The sequence below is a fragment of the Saccharospirillum mangrovi genome (assembly GCF_003367315.1).
GTDB lineage: Bacteria > Pseudomonadota > Gammaproteobacteria > Pseudomonadales > Natronospirillaceae > Saccharospirillum > Saccharospirillum mangrovi.
The window spans coordinates 1764263-1783511 of the sequence record NZ_CP031415.1 but is presented as its reverse complement, the minus strand read 5'-3'; the positions used below and the strand labels follow the sequence as shown (position 1 = coordinate 1783511).

The following is a 19249-nucleotide window of genomic DNA, read 5'->3' as shown; positions in this document are numbered from 1 at the left end:
TTTGGCTACACTGTTCGAACCCACCACAGCTTTGCGTTTCCATGACAGGACCCACTCGATGAACGACGACGCGCAACAATATTTCCGTATCGACGACACGGCTTATATGGCCGCTGCGCCTTACCTGGCCGACCGCCCTGCCATTGCGGATTACTTTCCGCATTTGCACCAAATTGCCGTGCTCAAAGAGTTCGAAACGGTGGACGCTCAACTGCTGGAGTTTCTGGATCGCGTTAAGGACGCGGCGACGCGCAAAATGTTGAGTCTGTTCAATGAGAAGCTGGATCTGATGTCCCGTTACCTGCACATCCACGACATTCACGAACAGCAGCTTGATGCTCAGCCGATCAACATCGGTGAAAACGGCGTTAAAGGCCGGCTCAGTCAATCGTTTGCGCTAGGGCAGGAATTGGCCATCGCCATTATTTTCACGCCCAGTTATGTGTCGTTGTTCTGTCGCGCCAAGGTGGTCGAATCGCTGCAAGACGGCGACGGGTATTCCGTTGATCTGGAATTTGTCGATCTGCCGGAGACTCAACGCCAGGCGCTGACGCGCCACATGTTCAAGGTGCAGGCGCACAATCGACCCAACCGCTAAGCCGGCTAAACACTCGCCTGGCGTTGGCTTTTCGCTATACTGTGCGGCCCATTTTTTGAGCGAACCCGCGTCGATGCGTGATCTGTTGCACCTGCCCGCCGAATGGCATCCTCAGGACGCCATCCTCATCACCTGGCCGCACCTTGAATCCGATTGGGCTGAAAACCTCGAAGCCGCTGAAAGCGTCTATTTCGATTTGCTCGGGGCGCTCAGCCACAGCCAGGACGTTTTGATTCAACTGCACCAAAGCGTCGATCCGGAACGACTCAAAGCACTATTCGACAAGGAAGGCATTAACCAGGCGAACTGCCATTTTGTCTTCGTTGACAGCAACGACACCTGGGCGCGTGACCACGGCCCCATCACCCTGGTTCATGGCGACGGCCGCTACATTCGCAATTTCCGCTTCAACGGTTGGGGCGGGAAATTCCCTGCCGACAAAGACGATGCGCTGAATCGCGCCATGTACGATCTGGGTGTGTTTCGCGACGGTGTGGCGATGGAAGACATTCAGTCCGAACTTGAAGGCGGCAGTCTGGAAGTCGATGGCGAAGGCAGTTTGCTGACCACCAAACGCTGCCTGCTGAACCCGAACCGCAGCGCCGATAATCAGGACATCGCCGCCTACGAAAACCGATTGAGCCAATGGTTAGGCCTGAATCCTGAACGAATTTTCTGGCTGGAGCATGGCTATCTGGCCGGCGACGACACCGATGCCCACATCGACACCCTGGCGCGCTTCGCGCCAAATGGTGTCCTGGTGTATCAGAGTTGCGATCAAACCGACGACGAGCACTTTGCGGAATTACAGGCCATGGCGGACGAATTGCATCAGCTACGTACACCAGAGGGTGAGCCGTACCGTCTGATCGCCCTGCCCTGGCCGGATGCCCAATTCAACGCTGACGGTCAGCGTTTGGCCGCGAGCTACGCCAACTTCCTGGTTACCAACCAACTGGTGTTGATGCCCAGCTATGGCGTTGCTCAGGACGGTGCGGCGGCTGAGCGGCTGGCTGAAGCGTTTCCCGACCGGCGCGTGGTCAGCATCGACTGTCGCGCCCTGATCGAGCAAGGCGGCAGTTTGCACTGCATCACCATGCAAATCCCCGCCGGTACGCTTAACTTGCGCTCCAGCTACGCCAGCTGATCAATCCACCTGCCATTGATAGTCCGGCAGTGACTGCCGCACCAGCGCGCCGTAGCGTTTATCGACCAGACGGCGGTCCATGAACCAGAGCGTGCCGCTGTCGTTTTCATTACGAATCAGCCGGCCACAGGCCTGCACCAGCCGGATAATGGCTGTCGGCAGGCTGACTTGCTGGAATGGATTGGAGCCACGCTGTTCCAGCCACAACGACAGCGTCGACAAGATCGGATCGTCGGGCGTGGCAAACGGCAGTTTGGCGATCATCAGATGGGTCAGATAATTGCCCGGCAAATCGACACCTTCGGCCAGGCTGGCAAGACCAAACAACGTCGAACCCAAGCCGTCTTCCAAGCGCTGGCGGTGGTGTTGAATCAAGGCGTTTTTGGGCAAATCGTCTTGCAGCGTCACCCGGTCTTGCCAGTCTTCCGGCAAGCCGCGATACACCTCTTGCATCTGCTTGCGCGACGAAAACAGCACCAGATTGCCGGTCTCCGGCGGTAGATACGCCGGGATGGCTGCAATCATGGCGTCGGTATGCGGCTCGCGCAGACCCCCATCGCATGCCAGTTTAGGCACCCGGGCGATCACCCGCGAACGGTAGTCAAAGGGGCTGCCCAGGCGCAGAAAATCGGTGTTGTCCGGCAGCCCCGCCTGAATGGAATAGCGTTGAAAATCGCCAGCGATGGTCAGCGTGGCCGACGTTACCACGCTGGCAAAACAACGGTTCCAGATGTGTTGGCGCAAGATCGATTGGGCCGACACCGGACTGGCGTTGAGCACTAAGTCGTCGTATTCCGGCCGATCAATGTTTTCAAACCAGCGCGCCATGGGCGGCGCTTCAGGTTGATCAATCTGGCGCCAGGCCAGTACCAGATCACGCGCCGGTTCGGCCCGGCTGAGCCAACGGCCGACCAGTGGCAGGCATTGCTCCAAACGGGATTTCTCATCGAGATCGGTCGATGCCGACAGGCGTTTGCGAATGTGTTCATCCGCCTGCAATAAGCTCGATTGCAGCAGCGTAAAAGGCTGCTCCAGCGGCGCTAAGATGGATTGCGTCTGCTCCAGCCAGTCCGCATCCTGAACCGCCAGCGTTGCCTGGTGACCGTCCATTCGATGCCGCACCGGCGATAAAGCCCCCCAGGCGTCAGTCAATGACGAGTGCGCATCACCCAGCGCCGTGTTGAGCGCGTCCATCAAGCGTTCTTCGGTATCACCGTAGGCCAATTCCAGTCGCAGTTTCGGCAGTTGCTTGCGCCAGCTTTCGAGCTGGTTCAGGACATTTTTGACCGGCAACTGACTGGCGAAATGCGACAGGCCTTTGTCGGGCAAATGATGGCCTTCGTCGAAGACGTAAATGCTCTGCGCCGGCGCCGGCAGGATAGCGCCGCCGCCCAACGCCAGATCGGCCATCACCAGATCATGGTTGGCGATGATGACATCGGCGTCATCCAACTCTTTTCGAGCTTCATAAAACGGGCAATTCTGGAAATGCGGGCAGCGGCGGTTCAGGCATTCGCGGTGCGTGGAAGTCACGGCGCGCCAGTGTTCGTCTTCCAGCCGATCAGGCCATTGATCCCGGTCGCCATTCCAGTCGCCGCGGCCGAACTGCGCCATCATCTCGTTGTACAGATTGAGCACGGCTTCGTCGGCCGTCATGGCTTCTTCAAATAATGCCAGCGCTGTTACCGCGCCTTCTTGCAGTTGGATCGATTGCTCCAACCGTTGCAGACACAGATAGCGGCCGCGGCCTTTCGCCAGCACGGCTTTGAATTCCAGGCCACTGTGCTCAAGCAGATCGGGGATGTCTTTCTGAACCACCTGTTCCTGCAAGGCGACGGTGGCCGTGGCGATAATGAGCTTCTTGTGATGGAACTGCGCCATTGGAATGGCGCTGAGTGCATAACCGATGGTTTTACCGGTACCGGTACCGGCTTCAATCACCGCGATGGCCGCCTTGCCCTGACGTTCACCATCGGCCGAGGTTTCCACCGACGCCAGCGTACGGGCTATCTGGGCCAACATCTGTTTCTGTCCATTGCGCGGCTTCAACTCACGCGCCGCCAGATACCGGCGATAGGCCGTTTGAATGGTGTCCTTAAGTTCTTCAGATAGCATTGGCCGGTTTTGCTTCTCGGGGTAGACGGCTACAATCGCAGCCCTAATTTGAAAGGAACGCCATCATGCAACAACGTCAGGTTTCAATACAGAACATCCAGGTTGGCAACGACCTACCCTTCACCTTATTCGGCGGCATGAATGTCCTGGAAAGTCGGGACCTGGCCATGACCGTGGCGGAACGCTTTGTCGAAACCACCACCGCACTTGGCATTCCCTATGTCTTCAAGGCCAGCTTTGATAAGGCCAATCGCAGCTCGATCAACAGCTATCGCGGCCCGGGCCTGGATGAAGGGCTGAAGATTCTGGCGGAGATCAAACAGACCTTCAAGGTGCCGGTTATCACCGACATTCACGAACCTTTCCAGGCGGCGCCTGCGGCGGAAGTGGCGGATGTCATTCAGTTGCCTGCGTTTTTGTCGCGTCAGACCGATCTGGTAGATGCCATGGCTAAAACCGGCGCCATCATCAATATCAAAAAGGCGCAGTTTCTGGCACCGCATGAAATGGCGCACATCCTGAACAAGTTTCAGGAAGCCGGTAACGACCAACTGATTCTGTGTGAGCGCGGCACCAGCTTTGGCTACAACAATCTGGTGGTCGATATGCTGGGCTTCGGCATCATGAAACAAACCGGCTTCCCGGTCATTTTTGATGTCACGCATGCGTTGCAAAAACCCGGCGGTCGCCTGGATTCAGCCGACGGCCGCCGTGCTCAGGTGACCGACCTGGCGCGTGCCGGTATGTCACAAGGCATTGCCGGTCTGTTTCTGGAAACGCACCCGGACCCGGACAACGCTAAATGCGACGGCCCCAGCGCGCTGCCGCTGAACAAGCTGAAGCCTTTCCTGGAACAGATGAAGGCGATCGACGAAGTGGTTAAAGGTTTCCCGGAACTGGTAACCGAATAACACCTAACCGTTAACGACGCCGTTCAAATTCAGGGGTGGCTGACAGCGCGTAGGCGCTGTCGTACTGGTTCTGGGCGTTCAGAATCAAGTCGGCGACTTCACGCGCCACCCCTTCCCCGCCTTTGCTGCTCAACAACAAATCGGCTTGTTTCTGGACAATGGGATAGGCGTCCGCTGGCGCCATACCGACGCCGCACCAACCCATTGCCACCAAGTCGACCATGTCGTCACCAACGAAAACGGCCTGCTCAGCGTCGATTCCCAGTGCCTGACACAGCGCTTGGATGCACGCCTGCTTGTCTTTAGTCCCCGGGAAATAGTGCTGCACACCGAGATCCTGCATACGCCTGGCGAGCATGGGACTGTCTTTCGCTGAGATCACTGCTACTGCGATACCTTGGTCAGCCAGCAGTTTCATGCCAACGCCATCACGAACATGAAAGACCTTGAGCGACTCGCCGTCCGGGCCGTAATACAGGCGGCCATCGGTCAGAACACCGTCTACATCAAAGGCCACCAGCCGGGTTACCGCCAAGCGTTGCTGTACCGATAACGTCATGAATCCGCTCCAAACAGATCGTAACTGGGGCCTTGACCGTCGGATTCACCGTCGAGCCAATAGGCCGGCTTACTGAAAGTCTGTTCGATCTGCCGAGCCAGGCTGGCGGTTAATTTTTTACGCCCCGCACAAACGGCCTCAGCCACGGCTGGCTCAATGCCCAAACAATAGGCAAACGCCTCTTCGTCCAACGCATTTTCGTTGAGGATCTGTTGAAGACGATCGCTGTGATTTGCCATAGAAACGCTTCCGATTGAATGGCGTGAAGTCTATCAGAACCCATAAAAAAAGCCGCTGACGCGGCTTTTCAGTTCAGAGGTAAAGCGTCTTATTGCTGAGCTGCAATACCCCGAACTTTTATGTCAGCTGCAACACGCAAGCCGTTGAAGAAGCTCTGGTAATCCAACTGACCATTTTGGCCGGCCAATTCGTCGTCTAACTGAGCTTGCTGACTCGGATCGACATCTGCCTGCTGAACACCCAACACAGCAACGACATCGATGCCGTTACGGCTGTTACGAAGCTCAGCACTCAAACCGCCTTCTGACGGCTTGGGCAAAGTGAAGCTGAATGCGGCCAGGCCATTGGACAGATCGGTACTGTCACGTGTCACCCATTGCGCTTCCGGCCAGCCGTTTCCTAAGGTGGCATTGGCTCGGATATTTGCCAGTTCCGCTTCGGCCGCCTGCTGTGCCATTTCCTGCGATTTCTGCTCGACCAAGATGGCTCGAACGTCGTCACTGACCTCAGCCAGCGGCCGTACTTGCTCCGCTTGGTAGTCGTCGCGTTGCAGTACTGCCAGGTCGCCATTACTGAGGCGAACCACGTCGCTGATGCGACCGTCATCAATTACCTGCGCTGAAAACGCGGCGTTACTGAAGCCCCGCTCCGCCGCAATACCTTCATTACCGCTACGGCGAATCCAATCGCTGGTTTGAACGTCGACATCGAATACTTCTGCAACGGTCGCTAAGTCATCAGCCTGAAACGCTTCGTCAGCCAACTGGTTTTCCACTAAAACAAATTCGTCAGCCGCTTTACGACGGCGAATTTGTTGAACCAGTTCGTCCCGCTTCTGCGCCAGCGGCTCAACCTGAGCTTCGCTGTAGTCGGTCAATTCAATCAGGTGTACGCCGAAGTCTGTGGTGACGGGCGCTGAGACCTGCCCAACAGTCGTCAGACTTTGAGCAGCCTGATAAAAAGCGTCCTGATAAACACCCTCGGCCAGTTCGCCCAAATAACCACCATCTTGAGCACTGATCGGATCGTCAGACAATTCTGCGGCTAATGATTCAAAAGATTCACCTTGCTGCAGGCGATTTAAGGCCGCTTGGGCTGCTGCTTCGTTGTCGTCATTGCTGGCAAACAGAATGTGTGCAATTTCACGGTGTGTATTGTTGCCTTGCTCTGCGACATAGCTGTCGTAAGCGTCTTGAATGTCAGCATCGGTCACTACGACATTGTCTTGCAGTGATGTTTGGCTCAGGCGCAGATAGCGAACTTTAACCTGTTCGGGACTTAAGAAATCGTCGCTGTTGGCGTCGTAATAGGACTGGATTTCACCCTCACTCACGGTGACATCATCAGTAAAATCATCAGCACTAAAGCTGCGAACCGCTACTCGGCGTTGCTGGCTTTGCAACAGCGCCAGACGGTCCACCTCGGTATCAAGTGAAAACGCAGACGACATCAAACCGGCCTGCATCTGCATCATGCGCAATTCGGTGCTTTGCTGGTCACGAAACGTATTAGGCGTATAGCCATTTTGCGCAATCAAACGACGGTACGTCGTCTCATCAAATTGACCGTTCATCTGAAAGGCAGGCGTGGTCACAATGTCGCGACTGACCTGATCATTCGACACTTGGAAACCCAGCTCATCTGTTGCTTGACGCAAAAGTTCCTGATTGATCAAGTTGTTCACCACAGACTGGCGAACGAAGCCAGCATTCAATATTTCGGGTGTGGCATTTTCACCCAACTGTTGCATCAACTGTTCCTGACGCAGACGAAGCTGGCGTTGAACTTGATTAGCGCTGATGCCTTGACCATTAACCTCAACCGGGTCGGCATTATTGGTAATGCTGACGATGGATTCAGCACCAAAGAATACAAAGGCAACTACGATAACAGCGACGATGGTTTTACCGACCGGTCCCCGGGCTACGTTTCGAAAAGACTGGAGCATTGAGCGTCCTACCCCTTATTCAGGAGACTGTGCAGATAAAAAAAAAGCGCATCAGGCCTGATACGCTGTTGGTCTAGCTGAACCGGGGCATTTTAAGCCCCGGATCACGTAAATCAGTTGACGGCGTCTTTCAGCGCTTTACCAGCTTTGAAATTCGGAACCTTGGCCGCTTTGATTTCAATCGGCTGGCCCGTTTGCGGGTTGCGACCGGTGCGTGCCGCACGCTCTTTAACACCAAACGTACCAAAACCAACCAGAACCACCTGATCACCTTTCTTCAAGGTATCGGTTACGGAGTCGATCATGGCATCCAATGCCCGACCAGCTGCCGCTTTAGGAATGTCGGCTGCCGCTGCTACAGCATCAATCAATTCAGACTTATTCACACTTTTCCCCTTTTAACTTCGTTGTGAGATGCGGTTCTCACGTCCTTGGTGTTGGCCGGAGTACAACAGACGCCCGGCCCCGATAACGAGGTTGCCGCACCTGTTTTGTTTATTATTCAGCCTATGCTTCGAGACGAGTCGAAAACACTTTATACCAGCCCCATTTTTCGACTGTCAAGCAGTTCTAATGGGTGCTGAGGCTAGATGTTGTCTGGCTCTCAGAGCGAGCTTTAGCCATTTCAGCTTCAACTTCTTCATCGGTTAAAGCGGTCGGACTGCGCTCCAAAGCAACATTCAACACTTCATCGATCCATTCAACGGGTCGAATGTCCAGATCATTCTTAATATTGTCGGGAATTTCCTTTAAGTCGCGCACATTTTCCTGCGGAATGATCACTGTCTTAATGCCACCCCGGCGCGCGGCCAAGAGTTTCTCTTTTAATCCGCCGATAGGCAATACCTGACCTCTCAGCGTGATCTCACCGGTCATTGCCACATCCGCACGTACCGGTATTTTTGTCAGCACGGAAACCAGTGCCGTTGCCATACCAATACCCGCAGACGGACCGTCTTTCGGTGTCGCGCCTTCAGGAACGTGAATGTGCAGATCGCGGTTCTCACTGAAAGTTGGCATGATGCCCAGGCTCTGTGCACGAGACCTCACAACGGTCAGGGCTGCCTGAATGGACTCTTTCATCACATCACCCAGCGAACCGGTCTGCACAGTACGTCCTTTTCCTGGTACGGCTGTCGCTTCCAGGTTCAGCAATTCACCACCGACAGATGTCCAGGCCAGACCCGTTACCATGCCAATCTGATTGTCTTTATCGGCCAAACCGAATTTGAATCGGCGCACACCGGAATAATCTTCCAGTTGATCCGGGCCAATGGTGGTTGATTGCTGGGACTTGTCCAACACGTTGTTCTTAACCACTTTACGGCAGATCTTGGCGATTTCACGCTCCAAGCTACGCACACCGGCTTCGCGGGAATAGTAACGAATCAGATCGCGAATGGTTTCAGTCGGCAACACCAACTCATTGTCTTTCAAGCCATTGGCTTTCAATTGCTTCGGCAGCAAATAACGTTCGGCAATGTTGATTTTTTCGTCTTCGGTGTAACCCGGCAAACGAATAACTTCCATACGATCCAACAATGGACCAGGAATGTTCATCGAATTTGCCGTACAAACGAACATGGTATCTGAGAGGTCGTAATCGACTTCCAAATAATGGTCGTTAAAGGTGTGGTTTTGTTCCGGATCCAAAATCTCCAACAAGGCTGACGCCGGATCACCGCGGTGATCCATTCCCATCTTGTCAATTTCATCCAGCAAAAAGAGCGGATTACGCACTTCAACCTTGCTCAGTTTTTGAATGATCTTGCCTGGCATGGAACCGATGTAAGTACGACGATGGCCGCGCATTTCAGACTCATCGCGCACACCACCCAGTGCCATACGCACAAACTTGCGATTAGTCGCACGTGCGATGGATTGGCCTAATGATGTCTTACCCACACCCGGAGGTCCAACCAAGCACAAAACGGGGCCTTTCACTTTCTTAACCCGCTGCTGAACCGCCAAGTACTCGAGAATGCGTTCTTTGACTTCTTCAAGACCGTAATGATCTTCTTCGAGCACTTCTTTGGCGCGACTTAAATCGTGGCGAACGCGAGATCGTTTGGACCAAGGAACATTGACCATCCAATCCAAATAGTTCCGAACGACCGACGCCTCCGCAGACATTGGCGACATCATTTTGAGTTTGCTCAACTCAGACTTCGCCTTGTCTTTGGCATCTTTGGGCATGCCAGCGTTTTCGATACGATTTTCGAGTTCTTCAACTTCGTTGGGGTTGGCCTCATCCAAATCGCCCAGTTCTTTTTGAATGGCCTTCATTTGCTCATTCAAATAGTACTCACGCTGCGATTTTTCCATTTGCTTTTTGACGCGGCCGCGAATGCGTTTTTCGACCTGCAACAGATCAATTTCAGTTTCCAGAACCGACAGCAAATGTTCGATACGTTCACGATCACCCGCCAGTTCCAACACCTGCTGCTTCTCGTCAATTTTCAACGACAGATGTGCGGCAATGGTGTCGGCCAACCGACCCGGCTCTTCGATGCTGTTCAGTGATGTGATGACTTCTGAAGGAACTTTCTTGCTCAGTTGGACATATTTGTCGAACTGAGACATCAGGATCCGGACCAGAGATTCGCTTTCGCGCTCACTCAGCAAGGCCCCTTCCATCATAGAGGCATGACCGCGCAGATAATCTTCTGCATCGATTAACTCATCGATCGCTACCCGATCGACACCCTCGACCAGGACTTTGACTGTTCCGTCCGGCAAACGAAGCAGTTGCAACACTGTGGCCAGCGTACCTACCTGGTACAAATCATTTTGATTCGGATCGTCGTCCGACGCATTGCGCTGTGCAACCAAGAGGATTTTCTTGCCGTCATCCATGGCAGCTTGCAACGCCGCTATGGATTTTTCCCGACCGACAAACAACGGGATAACCATGTGCGGATAGACAACCACATCACGCAGCGGCAGCAGCGGTAATACGATAGGATCGCCGTTTTGGGAGTCGGAACGCTCCATACTCATCAAACCTCGGAAAGCGTTGAATTATTGGCAAAGTTAATGGCGGCGCGGGCTCGTTAAATCAAGCTCCGGAAATGAAAAACGGGCCAGTCGGCCCGTTTTGCCTCAGATCAGTCAGACTGACCGTTAGCCGTTTTCTGGGTGTCCTGGTTTTCGTATATCAGCAGCGGTTCAGATTCGCCTCTAATAACGCTCTCTTCGATGACCACCTTAGTTACACCCGTCTCTGACGGAATGCGGTACATGGTATCCAGCAATACGTTTTCGAGAATGGAGCGCAAACCACGCGCACCCGTCTTACGCTCCATGGCTTTGCTGGCCACTGCTTTAAGCGCGCTCATCCGGAAATCAAGTTCGACCGATTCCATATCAAACAGCTTCTGGTACTGACGCACCAGAGAGTTTTTCGGTTCCGTCAGAATCTGAATCAGAGCGGCTTCGTCCAGCTCCGTCAGCGTCGCCACGACTGGCAAACGACCGATGAATTCTGGAATCAGGCCGTATTTCACCAAATCTTCCGGCTCGACTTCGGCAATCGTTTCACCCAGCTTACGATCTCGATCTTTGCTCTTAACTGCGGCATTAAAACCGATGCCACCTTTTTCGGAGCGATCCCGGATGATCTTGTCCAGGCCGGCAAACGCGCCACCGCAGATAAACAAGATATTGCCGGTATCCACTTGCAGAAATTCCTGCTGTGGATGCTTGCGACCGCCTTGTGGCGGCACCGACGCGACGGTACCTTCGATCAGCTTCAGCAGGGCCTGCTGTACGCCTTCCCCGGAAACATCGCGGGTGATAGACGGGTTGTCCGATTTACGGGAAATCTTGTCGATCTCATCGATGTACACAATGCCACGCTGGGCTTTGTCGACATCGTAATCGCATTTCTGCAACAGCTTCTGAATGATGTTCTCTACGTCTTCGCCAACGTAACCCGCTTCAGTCAGCGTGGTGGCATCCGCAATGGTAAAGGGGACATTCAACATGCGCGCCAGCGTCTCGGCCAGCAATGTCTTACCACTACCGGTAGGGCCAATCAGCAAGATGTTGGATTTGCTCAGTTCGACGTCGTCGTTGCTGTCACCATACTGAAGCCGCTTGTAATGGTTATATACAGCGACTGACAACACCATCTTGGCGCGCGACTGACCAATAACGTATTCATCCAACGTCTCGCGAATCTCCGCTGGCGTGGGCAGACGGCTACTTTCATCTTTCGGACCACTGTCTTGCAGTTCTTCACGAATTATGTCGTTGCACAGGTCAACGCACTCGTCGCAAATGAATACCGATGGCCCGGCAATCAGCTTGCGGACTTCATGCTGGCTCTTTCCGCAGAAAGAACAGTACAGCAGTTTGCCGTCTTCGCCTTTTCCGGTTCTATCGTCGGCCATTCAACTACTCCATACCTGAAACCCGTATCGCTCATTAAAGATGAAACCACATACGGGCAATTGCAAGTTTTTTGTCGCGACTTAGCGCCTCTGATAAGTAGACGCAAGCCTTTGATTTATCGACTATTTTGTATTCTAACGCCGTTATCAATCAACGCTGCGATTGTGCAAAACCTGATCCACCAGACCATAGGCAACGGCATCTTCAGCCTTCATAAAGTTGTCTCGGTCGGTATCTCGTTCAATCACATCCAGCGTTTGACCGGTGTGATGTGCGAGGATTTCATTCAGCTTCTGCTTCATTTCAATGATTTCGCGGGCGTGAATTTCGATGTCAGACGCCTGGCCCTGATACCCACCCAACGGCTGGTGAATCATGACTCGAGAATTCGGCAGACACAGACGCTTACCCTTGGCACCACCGGCCAGCAACAAAGCACCCATGCTGGCAGCCTGACCTATGCACATGGTGGAAACGTCTGGCTTGATGAATTGCATGGTGTCGTAGATCGCCATGCCGGCGGTTACTGAACCGCCTGGCGAGTTGATGTACAGATTGATGTCTTTATCCGGATTTTCACTTTCCAGGAACAGCAACTGGGCGATGATCAGATTGGCCATGTGGTCTTCAACCGGGCCAACCAGGAAAATGACGTTTTCTTTCAGCAGGCGGGAATAGATGTCATAAGCCCGCTCACCGCGTGATGATTGCTCCACGACCATGGGAACGAGACCGCTGGCGTTCATGATATCGGGTGCAGCCCCATGTGCAGCAAAGTGTGACATTCAAGCGACTCCTAAATAGCAAAAAAGTTGGCACCTCAGGGAAGCGCCAACTTTCAGTGCGGTCTAAATCGAGCGGTTCAACCCTGATCCTGCGATCAGCCTTGCTCCGCGCCGTTTGACTTGACGGCATCCTCGTATCCGATGGTGGTTTCGTTCACCTTGGATTTACTGAGGATATAGTCGATTGCGGCGTTTTCAACAACCATGGCCCGGACTTGGTTCATTAACTCACCATTGCTGTAATAGTAGTCAATGACCTGCTGCGGATCCTGGTACACCGATGCCTGATCTTCAATGTAAGCGCGCACCTCAGCCTCTTCCGGCTTAAGCTTGGCGCTTTCAATCAGCTCATTCATCAGCAGACCGATTTTGACGCGTCGCTCAGCCTGATCCTGGAACAGTTCTTTCGGCAGGCTGGACGGATCCATCTGCGCACCACCACCGAACTGCTGCACCGCTTGCTGCTGCAGACGACCAATTTCATCGTCAATCAGCGCGGCCGGCACGTCCAGATTGTTGTCTTCCAGCAGTTTATCGATCACGGTCGTTTTCAGCTTGGACTGCAAAGCATTGCGCGCTTCGCGTTCCATGTTCTTCTGAACTTCAGCTTTGAAACCGCCCACATCGGTATGCTGACTACCAAACGCCTGGAAGAACGCTTCATCCAACTCTGGCAGTTCCGGCTCTGCAACAGCGTTGACAGTGATGTCGAACACAGCCTTCTTACCGGCCAGATCTTTATTGCCGTATTCTTTCGGGAACGTCACTTTGACCGGTTTGGTTTCACCGATTTTGATGCCTTCGATGCCGTCTTCAAAGCCAGGAATCATCTGACCAGAGCCCAACACCAGCGTTTGATCTTTGGCGCTGCCGCCTTCAAAGACTTCATCGCCCACTTTGCCGACAAAATCGATTTTAACCTGATCGCCCTTTTGGGCCGCCCGCTCAACCGGTTTGTATTCGGCTTTTTGCTTGCGCAGATTGTCAATCATGGTATCGACATCGGCGTCCGTCACTTCGGCGCTCGGCTTATCGAACGAATAACCACTGATGTCAGCCAGTTTCACTTCCGGAAACACTTCAAAGGTAGCGACAAACTCAACATCCTCACCCGCTTTGTCGCGAGTGAATTCGATGCGCGGCATACCAGCAGGCGTCAGTTTTTGTTCGGTAATGGCTTTGGCGTAGTTTTGCTGAACCACATCTTGCAACACTTCAGCGCGGATACCGTCGCCAAAGCGCTGCTTAACAACAGCAACAGGCACTTTACCGGGGCGGAAACCGTCGATGCGAACGCGACGTGCGGTTTCCTTGAGCTTTTGATTCACGGCACCATCGACTTCGCTGGCCGGGACGCCAACAGTCAGACGACGCTCCAGGCCGCCAGTCGCTTCGACAGAGACTTGCATGAGGTTTCCTCTTGCTTTCTATACCAATAATTTGAGGGGCGGTTAATGTAGGGATAGACCAAGCCCGAATCAAGCCTGGCACACTGGGAGCACCCCGACTGACGCACCCCGAACAGCATACAAAAAGAGCCGACAAGCGGCTCTTTTAAGAAGAAGGTGGGGTGGACGATGGGACTCGAACCCACGACGACTGGAATCACAATCCAGGGCTCTACCAACTGAGCTACGCCCACCACATTACGTTGTCACGAGACTGGTACGCCCGGCAGGACTTGAACCCGCAACCACTCGCTTAGAAGGCGAGTGCTCTATCCGGTTGAGCTACGGGCGCTTACTAAACTGACCCGAGCCCGGATCTGTTCGCCTCGCTCACCGGGACGACACCGCTAAATTTGGTCGGAGCAGAGGGATTCGAACCCCCGACCCTCTGGTCCCAAACCAGATGCGCTACCAGACTGCGCTATGCTCCGAGCACGACGTCCCGTCAACGTGCGGCGCATAGTACCCATGCCCTTGGGGGTCGTCAAATGCTTTCTTTGAAAAATTCAGCAAAAACAAGATGATAGCGTCAGTTGGCTGCCCTGTTCGCTTGCCCGCCTATCGCCACCGTGAGAAAATTTGGCAAACTTTCTATGGAGCTACGAATGCCAGCTCAGCTTCTGGACGGCAAAGCCATTGCCGCCAATCTTCGCGCTCGTATCGCCGAAGAAGTCTCCAACCTGACCGAACAAGGCATCCGCCCGCCGGGTCTGGCGGTTATTCTGGTTGGCTCCGATCCGGCGTCCCAGGTCTACGTCGGCAGTAAACGACGCGCCTGTGAGGAAGTCGGCTTTAAATCCGTCAGCCACGATCTGCCCACCTCGACTCGCGAAAGCGAACTGATCACGTTAATTGACGAACTGAATGAAGACGCCTCCATTGATGGCATTCTGGTCCAACTGCCGCTGCCAGAACACATCAACGCCGACACCATTGTCGAGCGCATCCGGCCGGATAAAGATGTCGACGGCTTCCACCCGTTCAACGCCGGTCGATTGATGCAACGTCGCCCCATGCTGGAAAGCTGTACTCCGAAAGGCATCATGACGCTATTGCGCGAGACCGGTGTGCCACTGCGTGGAAAAGAGGCTGTGGTTATTGGCGCCTCCAATCACGTCGGACGCCCGATGATGCTCGAATTGCTGCTGGCAGGATGTACCGTCACCTCCGCGCACCGTTTTACAGAAAATCTGGAAAGCCATGTGCGTCGGGCCGACATTTTAGTCGCCGCCGTTGGCAAGCCTGGCTTTATTCCGGGCGACTGGATCCGGGAAGGCGCCATCGCCATTGATGTTGGCATCAGCCGCTTGGAAGATGGCTCGCTCTCCGGCGACCTTCAGTTTGCTACCGCTGCTGATCGCGCCGCCTGGATTACTCCCGTTCCTGGCGGCGTCGGGCCAATGACCGTCGCCACCTTGATGGAAAACACCTTAATTGCAGCCAAACGCCTGCACCTGAACTTAACGCATTAAGCCTTTGCGCTGACCCAAACCCTCGCACTGAATCATTAAGGAGCGCCTGTGAAAGTATTACTGACCACCAACCTCGGTGACATCACCCTGGAACTTGACACCGAGAACGCACCCAAGACCAGCGACAACTTCGCCAACTACGTGAAAGCGGGCCACTACGACGGCCTGGTGTTTCACCGCGTTATCAACAACTTTATGATCCAAGGCGGTGGTTTTGAGCCGGGCATGAAACAGCGCCCCACTGGCGAACCCATCGACAACGAAGCCAACAACGGCTTAAAGAACGACATCGGCACCATTGCCATGGCCCGCACCATGGACCCACATTCCGCCACAGCCCAGTTCTTTATTAACGTTGCCGACAACGGCTTTCTGAACCACACCGCCGAAACACCCGACGGCTGGGGTTACGCGGTATTCGGCAAGGTTGCCGACGGCATGGACGTGGTGAATCGCATCAAGGGCGTCCCGACCACGTTCGCCGCCGGCCACAGCGATGTGCCGGCTGACGACGTTGTTATCGAAAAAGCCACGCTGCTGGACTGATCGATGCTGATTTACGATCGGGCCATTGTCATTTCCGATCTGCATCTCATGGAAAATCGCCCGGCCATCACCCGGGCTTTTTTTCAACTGCTGGATCAGTTACCGGACCGGACTCAGGCGCTCTTCATTCTGGGCGATTTTTTTGAGTACTGGGTCGGTGACGATGCGGCATCGGAGTTCCATCTCGAAATAGCCGATCGGCTTCGCGCCCTGTCGTCATCCATTGATATCTATCTGATGGTCGGCAATCGCGACTTTGCTATGCGCGATGGATACGCCCAGCGGTGCGGTGGCACTTTGATCCAAGACCCGACAATCGCCAAACTCGGCGGTTCGCGTTGGCTGTTAAGCCATGGTGATGGCTTGTGCACCGATGACAAAGCCTACCAACGCTACCGACGTATCATTCAAAACCGTTGGGTACTGGGAACGCTATTGCGTTTGCCGCTACCGTGGCGTCTGCGTATCGCCGAAAAACTGCGTCAAAGCAGCAAAGACCAAAGCCGTGCGCGCATGGTGCGCTATGTGGATGTCAACGAATCCGCCGTTATCGAGAGCTTGATGAGCACGGATGTCGATGGATTGGTACATGGCCATACGCACATGGCCGACTGGCATCTTCATTCCGTGGCAAAGGGTGTGACCAAACCACGTCTGGTTTTGGGCGATTGGTATCAACACGGTTGGTATTTATCGTTTGAACCAGAGCATCAACAACTGCACCGGTTTAGTATAGAGACCGGGCCGACTCTGTAAGAGGAAGCCCGGTTTCGGTTCAGGCAGGAATGCCGCTGTGGAAGCGAAAAACATCGTCTGGCGTACTAATCAACTCGGCTTCCCGTTCGCGAAACGCCACCACTCTTGGCTGAATGTCGTCCAGCGAATACTGCCTCGCCAATCCCAAATAATGCCGATAATGGCGAGCTTCACTTTTCAGCAGCGAAGCGTAGAAGCGCCCTAATTCGTCGTCCAGATACGGCACCAGAGCTGCAAAACGCTCACATGAGCGAGCCTCAACAAAAGCGCCAACAATCAACCGGTCGATTAATTGCTCTGGCTCGGCTTTGCGGATCAGCTCATGCAAGGCACCGGCGTAACGACCGGCGGTTAAATGCCGATATTCCAACCCGCGTTTGTCCATCAATTTCAGCACCTGATCAAAATGCACCAGTTCCTCACGTGCCAACTTGCTCATCTTGGCCAGCAGATCACGCCGATCAACATACTTGTACATCATCGATATCGCCGTCGATGCGGCTTTTTTTTCACACTGAGCGTGATCGATCAGCAGCAACGGGAGTTGCGTCAGAGCGTGATCGATCCAGGCTTGAGGTGTTGCCGCGCCGAGGAAATCAGGAATGTCTTCGAGCAACGATTGGCAGTCGGAGTGACTGAGGACGGTCATAGTAAAGCGCCAGATTCTGTGAGGGCCGCATTATAACGGCGCCACTAAACAAGGCCACCCATGGACCAAAACAGCAAAAGATAACGGTATAAAATAGAGGTCCTAGTTTGCCTGACTAGAATGGCGTGCGCGTCTGCCATCAGAGAACAAAATGCCCTTTCCTTTCGCCCCTGAACACTACCAGGAACAACTCGACACCAAGGTCGAGCGACTCCACGCACTCTTTGCCAACCGGCCACTGCCCGAACTGGCAGTATTCCCGTCGCAGCCCACGCACTACCGGATGCGCGCCGAATTTCGCTTCTGGCACGATGGCGACGACGGCTGGTACGCCATGTTTGATCCGGCCGATCCCAAAACGCCGCTGCGGGTCGATGAATTTCCGGTAGCCAGCCAGCGCATTAACGAATTAATGCCCAAAGTTCGGGAGGCAGTTTTAAGCGATCCGGAATTGCGCCATAAGTTGTTTCAGGTGGAATTCCTTACCACCCAAACCGGCGATGCGCTGATATCACTGCTGTATCACCGAAAGCTGGATGACGCCTGGGAACAACGCGCGCGCCATTGGCAATCGCAATGGCAGGCAGCGGTAATCGGCCGCGCCCGCAAACAACGCCTGGTGCTGGAGCGCAACTACGTTAACGAGACGCTGAACATTCGTGGGCGCGAATACCATTTCCGTCAATACGAAAACAGCTTTACCCAGCCTAACGCCGGCGTCTGCGAACAGATGGTCGGCTGGGCGAAACAGCACAGCGAACACAGTGCAGGTGATCTTCTGGAGCTGTATTGCGGTAACGGCAATTTCAGCATTCCACTGGCGGATAATTTTGAGCGGGCGTTGGGCACGGAAATTTCTCGCGTCTCAGTCAACAGTGCGCAACACAACATCGCTGCCAATCAGATCGACAATCTGCGTATCGCTCGCATGTCGAGTGAAGATTTTTCCGCCGCCTGGCTGGGCCAAACCGAATCGCGCCGGTTAAGAGAATGGGAGATCGATCAGTACGACTTCAAAACGCTGTTGGTTGACCCACCGCGGGCAGGTCTGGATGCCGACACCATCGCGCTGGCTAAACGCTTTGAACGGATACTCTACATTTCCTGCAATCCAGAAACGCTGGCACAAAATGTTGCAGACTTGGGGAGCGAGTATCGAATCGAAGCGGCCGCACTGTTCGATCAATTCCCCTATACCGACCACATGGAAGCCGGTTTGGTTTTACGTCGAGATTAGCGTGGCTGTTAGTCGCCCTGCCCCTGCAGAGTTGCAACCACACGCCGCCGCCCGCCCTGATTTCGGTGCTCGCCCAGATAGATGCCCTGCCAGGTGCCCAACACCAGGCGTCCGTCGCGAACAGGCAGAGTAAGAGAGACACCCAACAAAGACGACTTGATGTGAGCAGGCATATCATCGTCACCTTCATAGGTGTGTATCAGGTCGCGGCGGTCTTCCGACACCAGGCTGTTGAATACGGTTTCAAAATCCGTGCGCACGCTGGGATCGGCGTTCTCATTGATGGTCAGCGACGCTGAAGTGTGCTGCAATAACAAATGCAACAAGCCAACCCGAATTGAACGCAGCGACGGCAGCTCGGCCACAATGTCATCCGTGATCAAATGAAACCCGCGTGGTCGCGGTTGCAATAGAATTTCCTGCTGTATCCAAACCGACATTCA

18 protein-coding genes and 3 tRNA genes are annotated in these 19249 nt (G+C 54.2%); 7 read left to right on the top strand and 14 right to left on the bottom strand.

Translation table 11 applies throughout. The features are described 5' to 3' along the window. The first annotated feature begins 58 nt into the window (after positions 1-58). Together DW349_RS08600 and DW349_RS08595 are read left to right on the top strand one after the other, a co-directional pair. The gene (locus DW349_RS08600) at positions 59-598 is read left to right on the top strand and encodes a PilZ domain-containing protein (RefSeq protein WP_157954466.1); all 540 of its coding nucleotides are present in this window, start codon (positions 59-61) and stop codon (positions 596-598) included. Between the two features lie 73 nt (positions 599-671). Next, on the top strand, positions 672-1745 hold the full coding sequence (locus DW349_RS08595; RefSeq protein ID WP_108127685.1) for an agmatine deiminase family protein: 1074 nt from the start codon (positions 672-674) through the stop codon (positions 1743-1745). On the opposite strand, the gene dinG is transcribed toward DW349_RS08595, so the two are convergent. Next, positions 1746-3860: an ATP-dependent DNA helicase DinG gene (gene dinG / locus DW349_RS08590; protein ID WP_108127683.1), complete on the bottom strand. Its 2115-nt coding sequence runs from the start codon at positions 3858-3860 to the stop codon at positions 1746-1748. Between the two features lie 65 nt (positions 3861-3925). Between dinG and kdsA the strand changes: the two genes are divergently transcribed. Continuing rightward, positions 3926-4771, top strand: a complete 846-nt coding sequence (gene kdsA / locus DW349_RS08585; RefSeq protein ID WP_108127681.1) for a 3-deoxy-8-phosphooctulonate synthase — start codon at positions 3926-3928, stop codon at positions 4769-4771. Between the two features lie 10 nt (positions 4772-4781). On the opposite strand, the gene DW349_RS08580 is transcribed toward kdsA, so the two are convergent. From DW349_RS08580 to DW349_RS08530, 11 genes are all read right to left on the bottom strand, one after another. Continuing rightward, a complete protein-coding gene (locus DW349_RS08580; RefSeq protein ID WP_108127679.1) occupies positions 4782-5330 on the bottom strand; it encodes a KdsC family phosphatase in 549 nt (182 codons plus the stop codon). After that, a complete protein-coding gene (locus DW349_RS08575) occupies positions 5327-5569 on the bottom strand; it encodes a hypothetical protein (RefSeq protein WP_108127677.1) in 243 nt (80 codons plus the stop codon). Before DW349_RS08575 ends, DW349_RS08580 begins: the two co-directional genes overlap by 4 nt. Positions 5570-5658: 89 nt before the next feature. Then, positions 5659-7518 carry a SurA N-terminal domain-containing protein gene (locus DW349_RS08570; RefSeq protein WP_108127675.1) on the bottom strand — a complete coding sequence of 620 codons (1860 nt, stop codon included), beginning with the start codon at positions 7516-7518 and terminating at the stop codon, positions 5659-5661. 113 nt (positions 7519-7631) lie between these two features. Next, positions 7632-7904 carry an HU family DNA-binding protein gene (locus DW349_RS08565; RefSeq protein ID WP_108127673.1) on the bottom strand — a complete coding sequence of 91 codons (273 nt, stop codon included), beginning with the start codon at positions 7902-7904 and terminating at the stop codon, positions 7632-7634. Between the two features lie 184 nt (positions 7905-8088). Then, positions 8089-10512: an endopeptidase La gene (gene lon, locus DW349_RS08560; protein ID WP_108127671.1), complete on the bottom strand. Its 2424-nt coding sequence runs from the start codon at positions 10510-10512 to the stop codon at positions 8089-8091. 113 nt (positions 10513-10625) lie between these two features. Beyond that, positions 10626-11912 carry an ATP-dependent Clp protease ATP-binding subunit ClpX gene (clpX, locus tag DW349_RS08555; RefSeq protein ID WP_108127669.1) on the bottom strand — a complete coding sequence of 429 codons (1287 nt, stop codon included), beginning with the start codon at positions 11910-11912 and terminating at the stop codon, positions 10626-10628. Between the two features lie 147 nt (positions 11913-12059). Continuing rightward, positions 12060-12698, bottom strand: coding sequence for an ATP-dependent Clp endopeptidase proteolytic subunit ClpP (gene clpP, locus DW349_RS08550; RefSeq protein ID WP_108127667.1), 639 nt, complete (start codon positions 12696-12698; stop codon positions 12060-12062). 95 nt (positions 12699-12793) lie between these two features. After that, entirely contained in the window at positions 12794-14107 is a 1314-nt protein-coding gene (gene tig / locus DW349_RS08545; RefSeq protein WP_108127665.1) for a trigger factor, read from the bottom strand. Positions 14108-14264: 157 nt separating this feature from the next. Then, a tRNA-His gene (locus tag DW349_RS08540) sits at positions 14265-14340 on the bottom strand. 21 nt (positions 14341-14361) lie between these two features. After that, a tRNA-Arg gene (locus DW349_RS08535) sits at positions 14362-14438 on the bottom strand. Positions 14439-14500: 62 nt separating this feature from the next. Next, positions 14501-14577, bottom strand: a tRNA-Pro gene (locus DW349_RS08530). A gap of 174 nt (positions 14578-14751) precedes the next feature. Here DW349_RS08530 and folD point away from each other — a divergent pair. From folD to DW349_RS08515, 3 genes are read left to right on the top strand one after another with little or no spacing between them, the layout of a single operon-like run. After that, positions 14752-15618 (top strand): bifunctional methylenetetrahydrofolate dehydrogenase/methenyltetrahydrofolate cyclohydrolase FolD, encoded by an 867-nt coding sequence (gene folD / locus DW349_RS08525; protein WP_108127663.1) that lies wholly within the window; start codon positions 14752-14754, stop codon positions 15616-15618. Between the two features lie 48 nt (positions 15619-15666). Beyond that, on the top strand, positions 15667-16164 hold the full coding sequence (locus tag DW349_RS08520; RefSeq protein ID WP_108127660.1) for a peptidylprolyl isomerase: 498 nt from the start codon (positions 15667-15669) through the stop codon (positions 16162-16164). Positions 16165-16167: 3 nt separating this feature from the next. Next, positions 16168-16920: a UDP-2,3-diacylglucosamine diphosphatase gene (locus DW349_RS08515; protein ID WP_108127658.1), complete on the top strand. Its 753-nt coding sequence runs from the start codon at positions 16168-16170 to the stop codon at positions 16918-16920. A gap of 19 nt (positions 16921-16939) precedes the next feature. Here the strand turns inward: DW349_RS08515 and DW349_RS08510 are convergent, their stop codons facing one another. Further along, a complete protein-coding gene (locus tag DW349_RS08510; RefSeq protein WP_108127656.1) occupies positions 16940-17569 on the bottom strand; it encodes a MiaE family protein in 630 nt (209 codons plus the stop codon). Positions 17570-17720: 151 nt separating this feature from the next. On the opposite strand from DW349_RS08510, the gene trmA reads away from it, so the two are divergent. Then, on the top strand, positions 17721-18806 hold the full coding sequence (gene trmA, locus DW349_RS08505) for a tRNA (uridine(54)-C5)-methyltransferase TrmA (RefSeq protein WP_108127654.1): 1086 nt from the start codon (positions 17721-17723) through the stop codon (positions 18804-18806). 8 nt (positions 18807-18814) lie between these two features. Here trmA and DW349_RS08500 read toward each other — a convergent pair whose 3' ends face one another. Beyond that, on the bottom strand, positions 18815-19246 hold the full coding sequence (locus tag DW349_RS08500) for a secondary thiamine-phosphate synthase enzyme YjbQ (protein WP_108127652.1): 432 nt from the start codon (positions 19244-19246) through the stop codon (positions 18815-18817). Positions 19247-19249 lie beyond the last annotated feature (3 nt).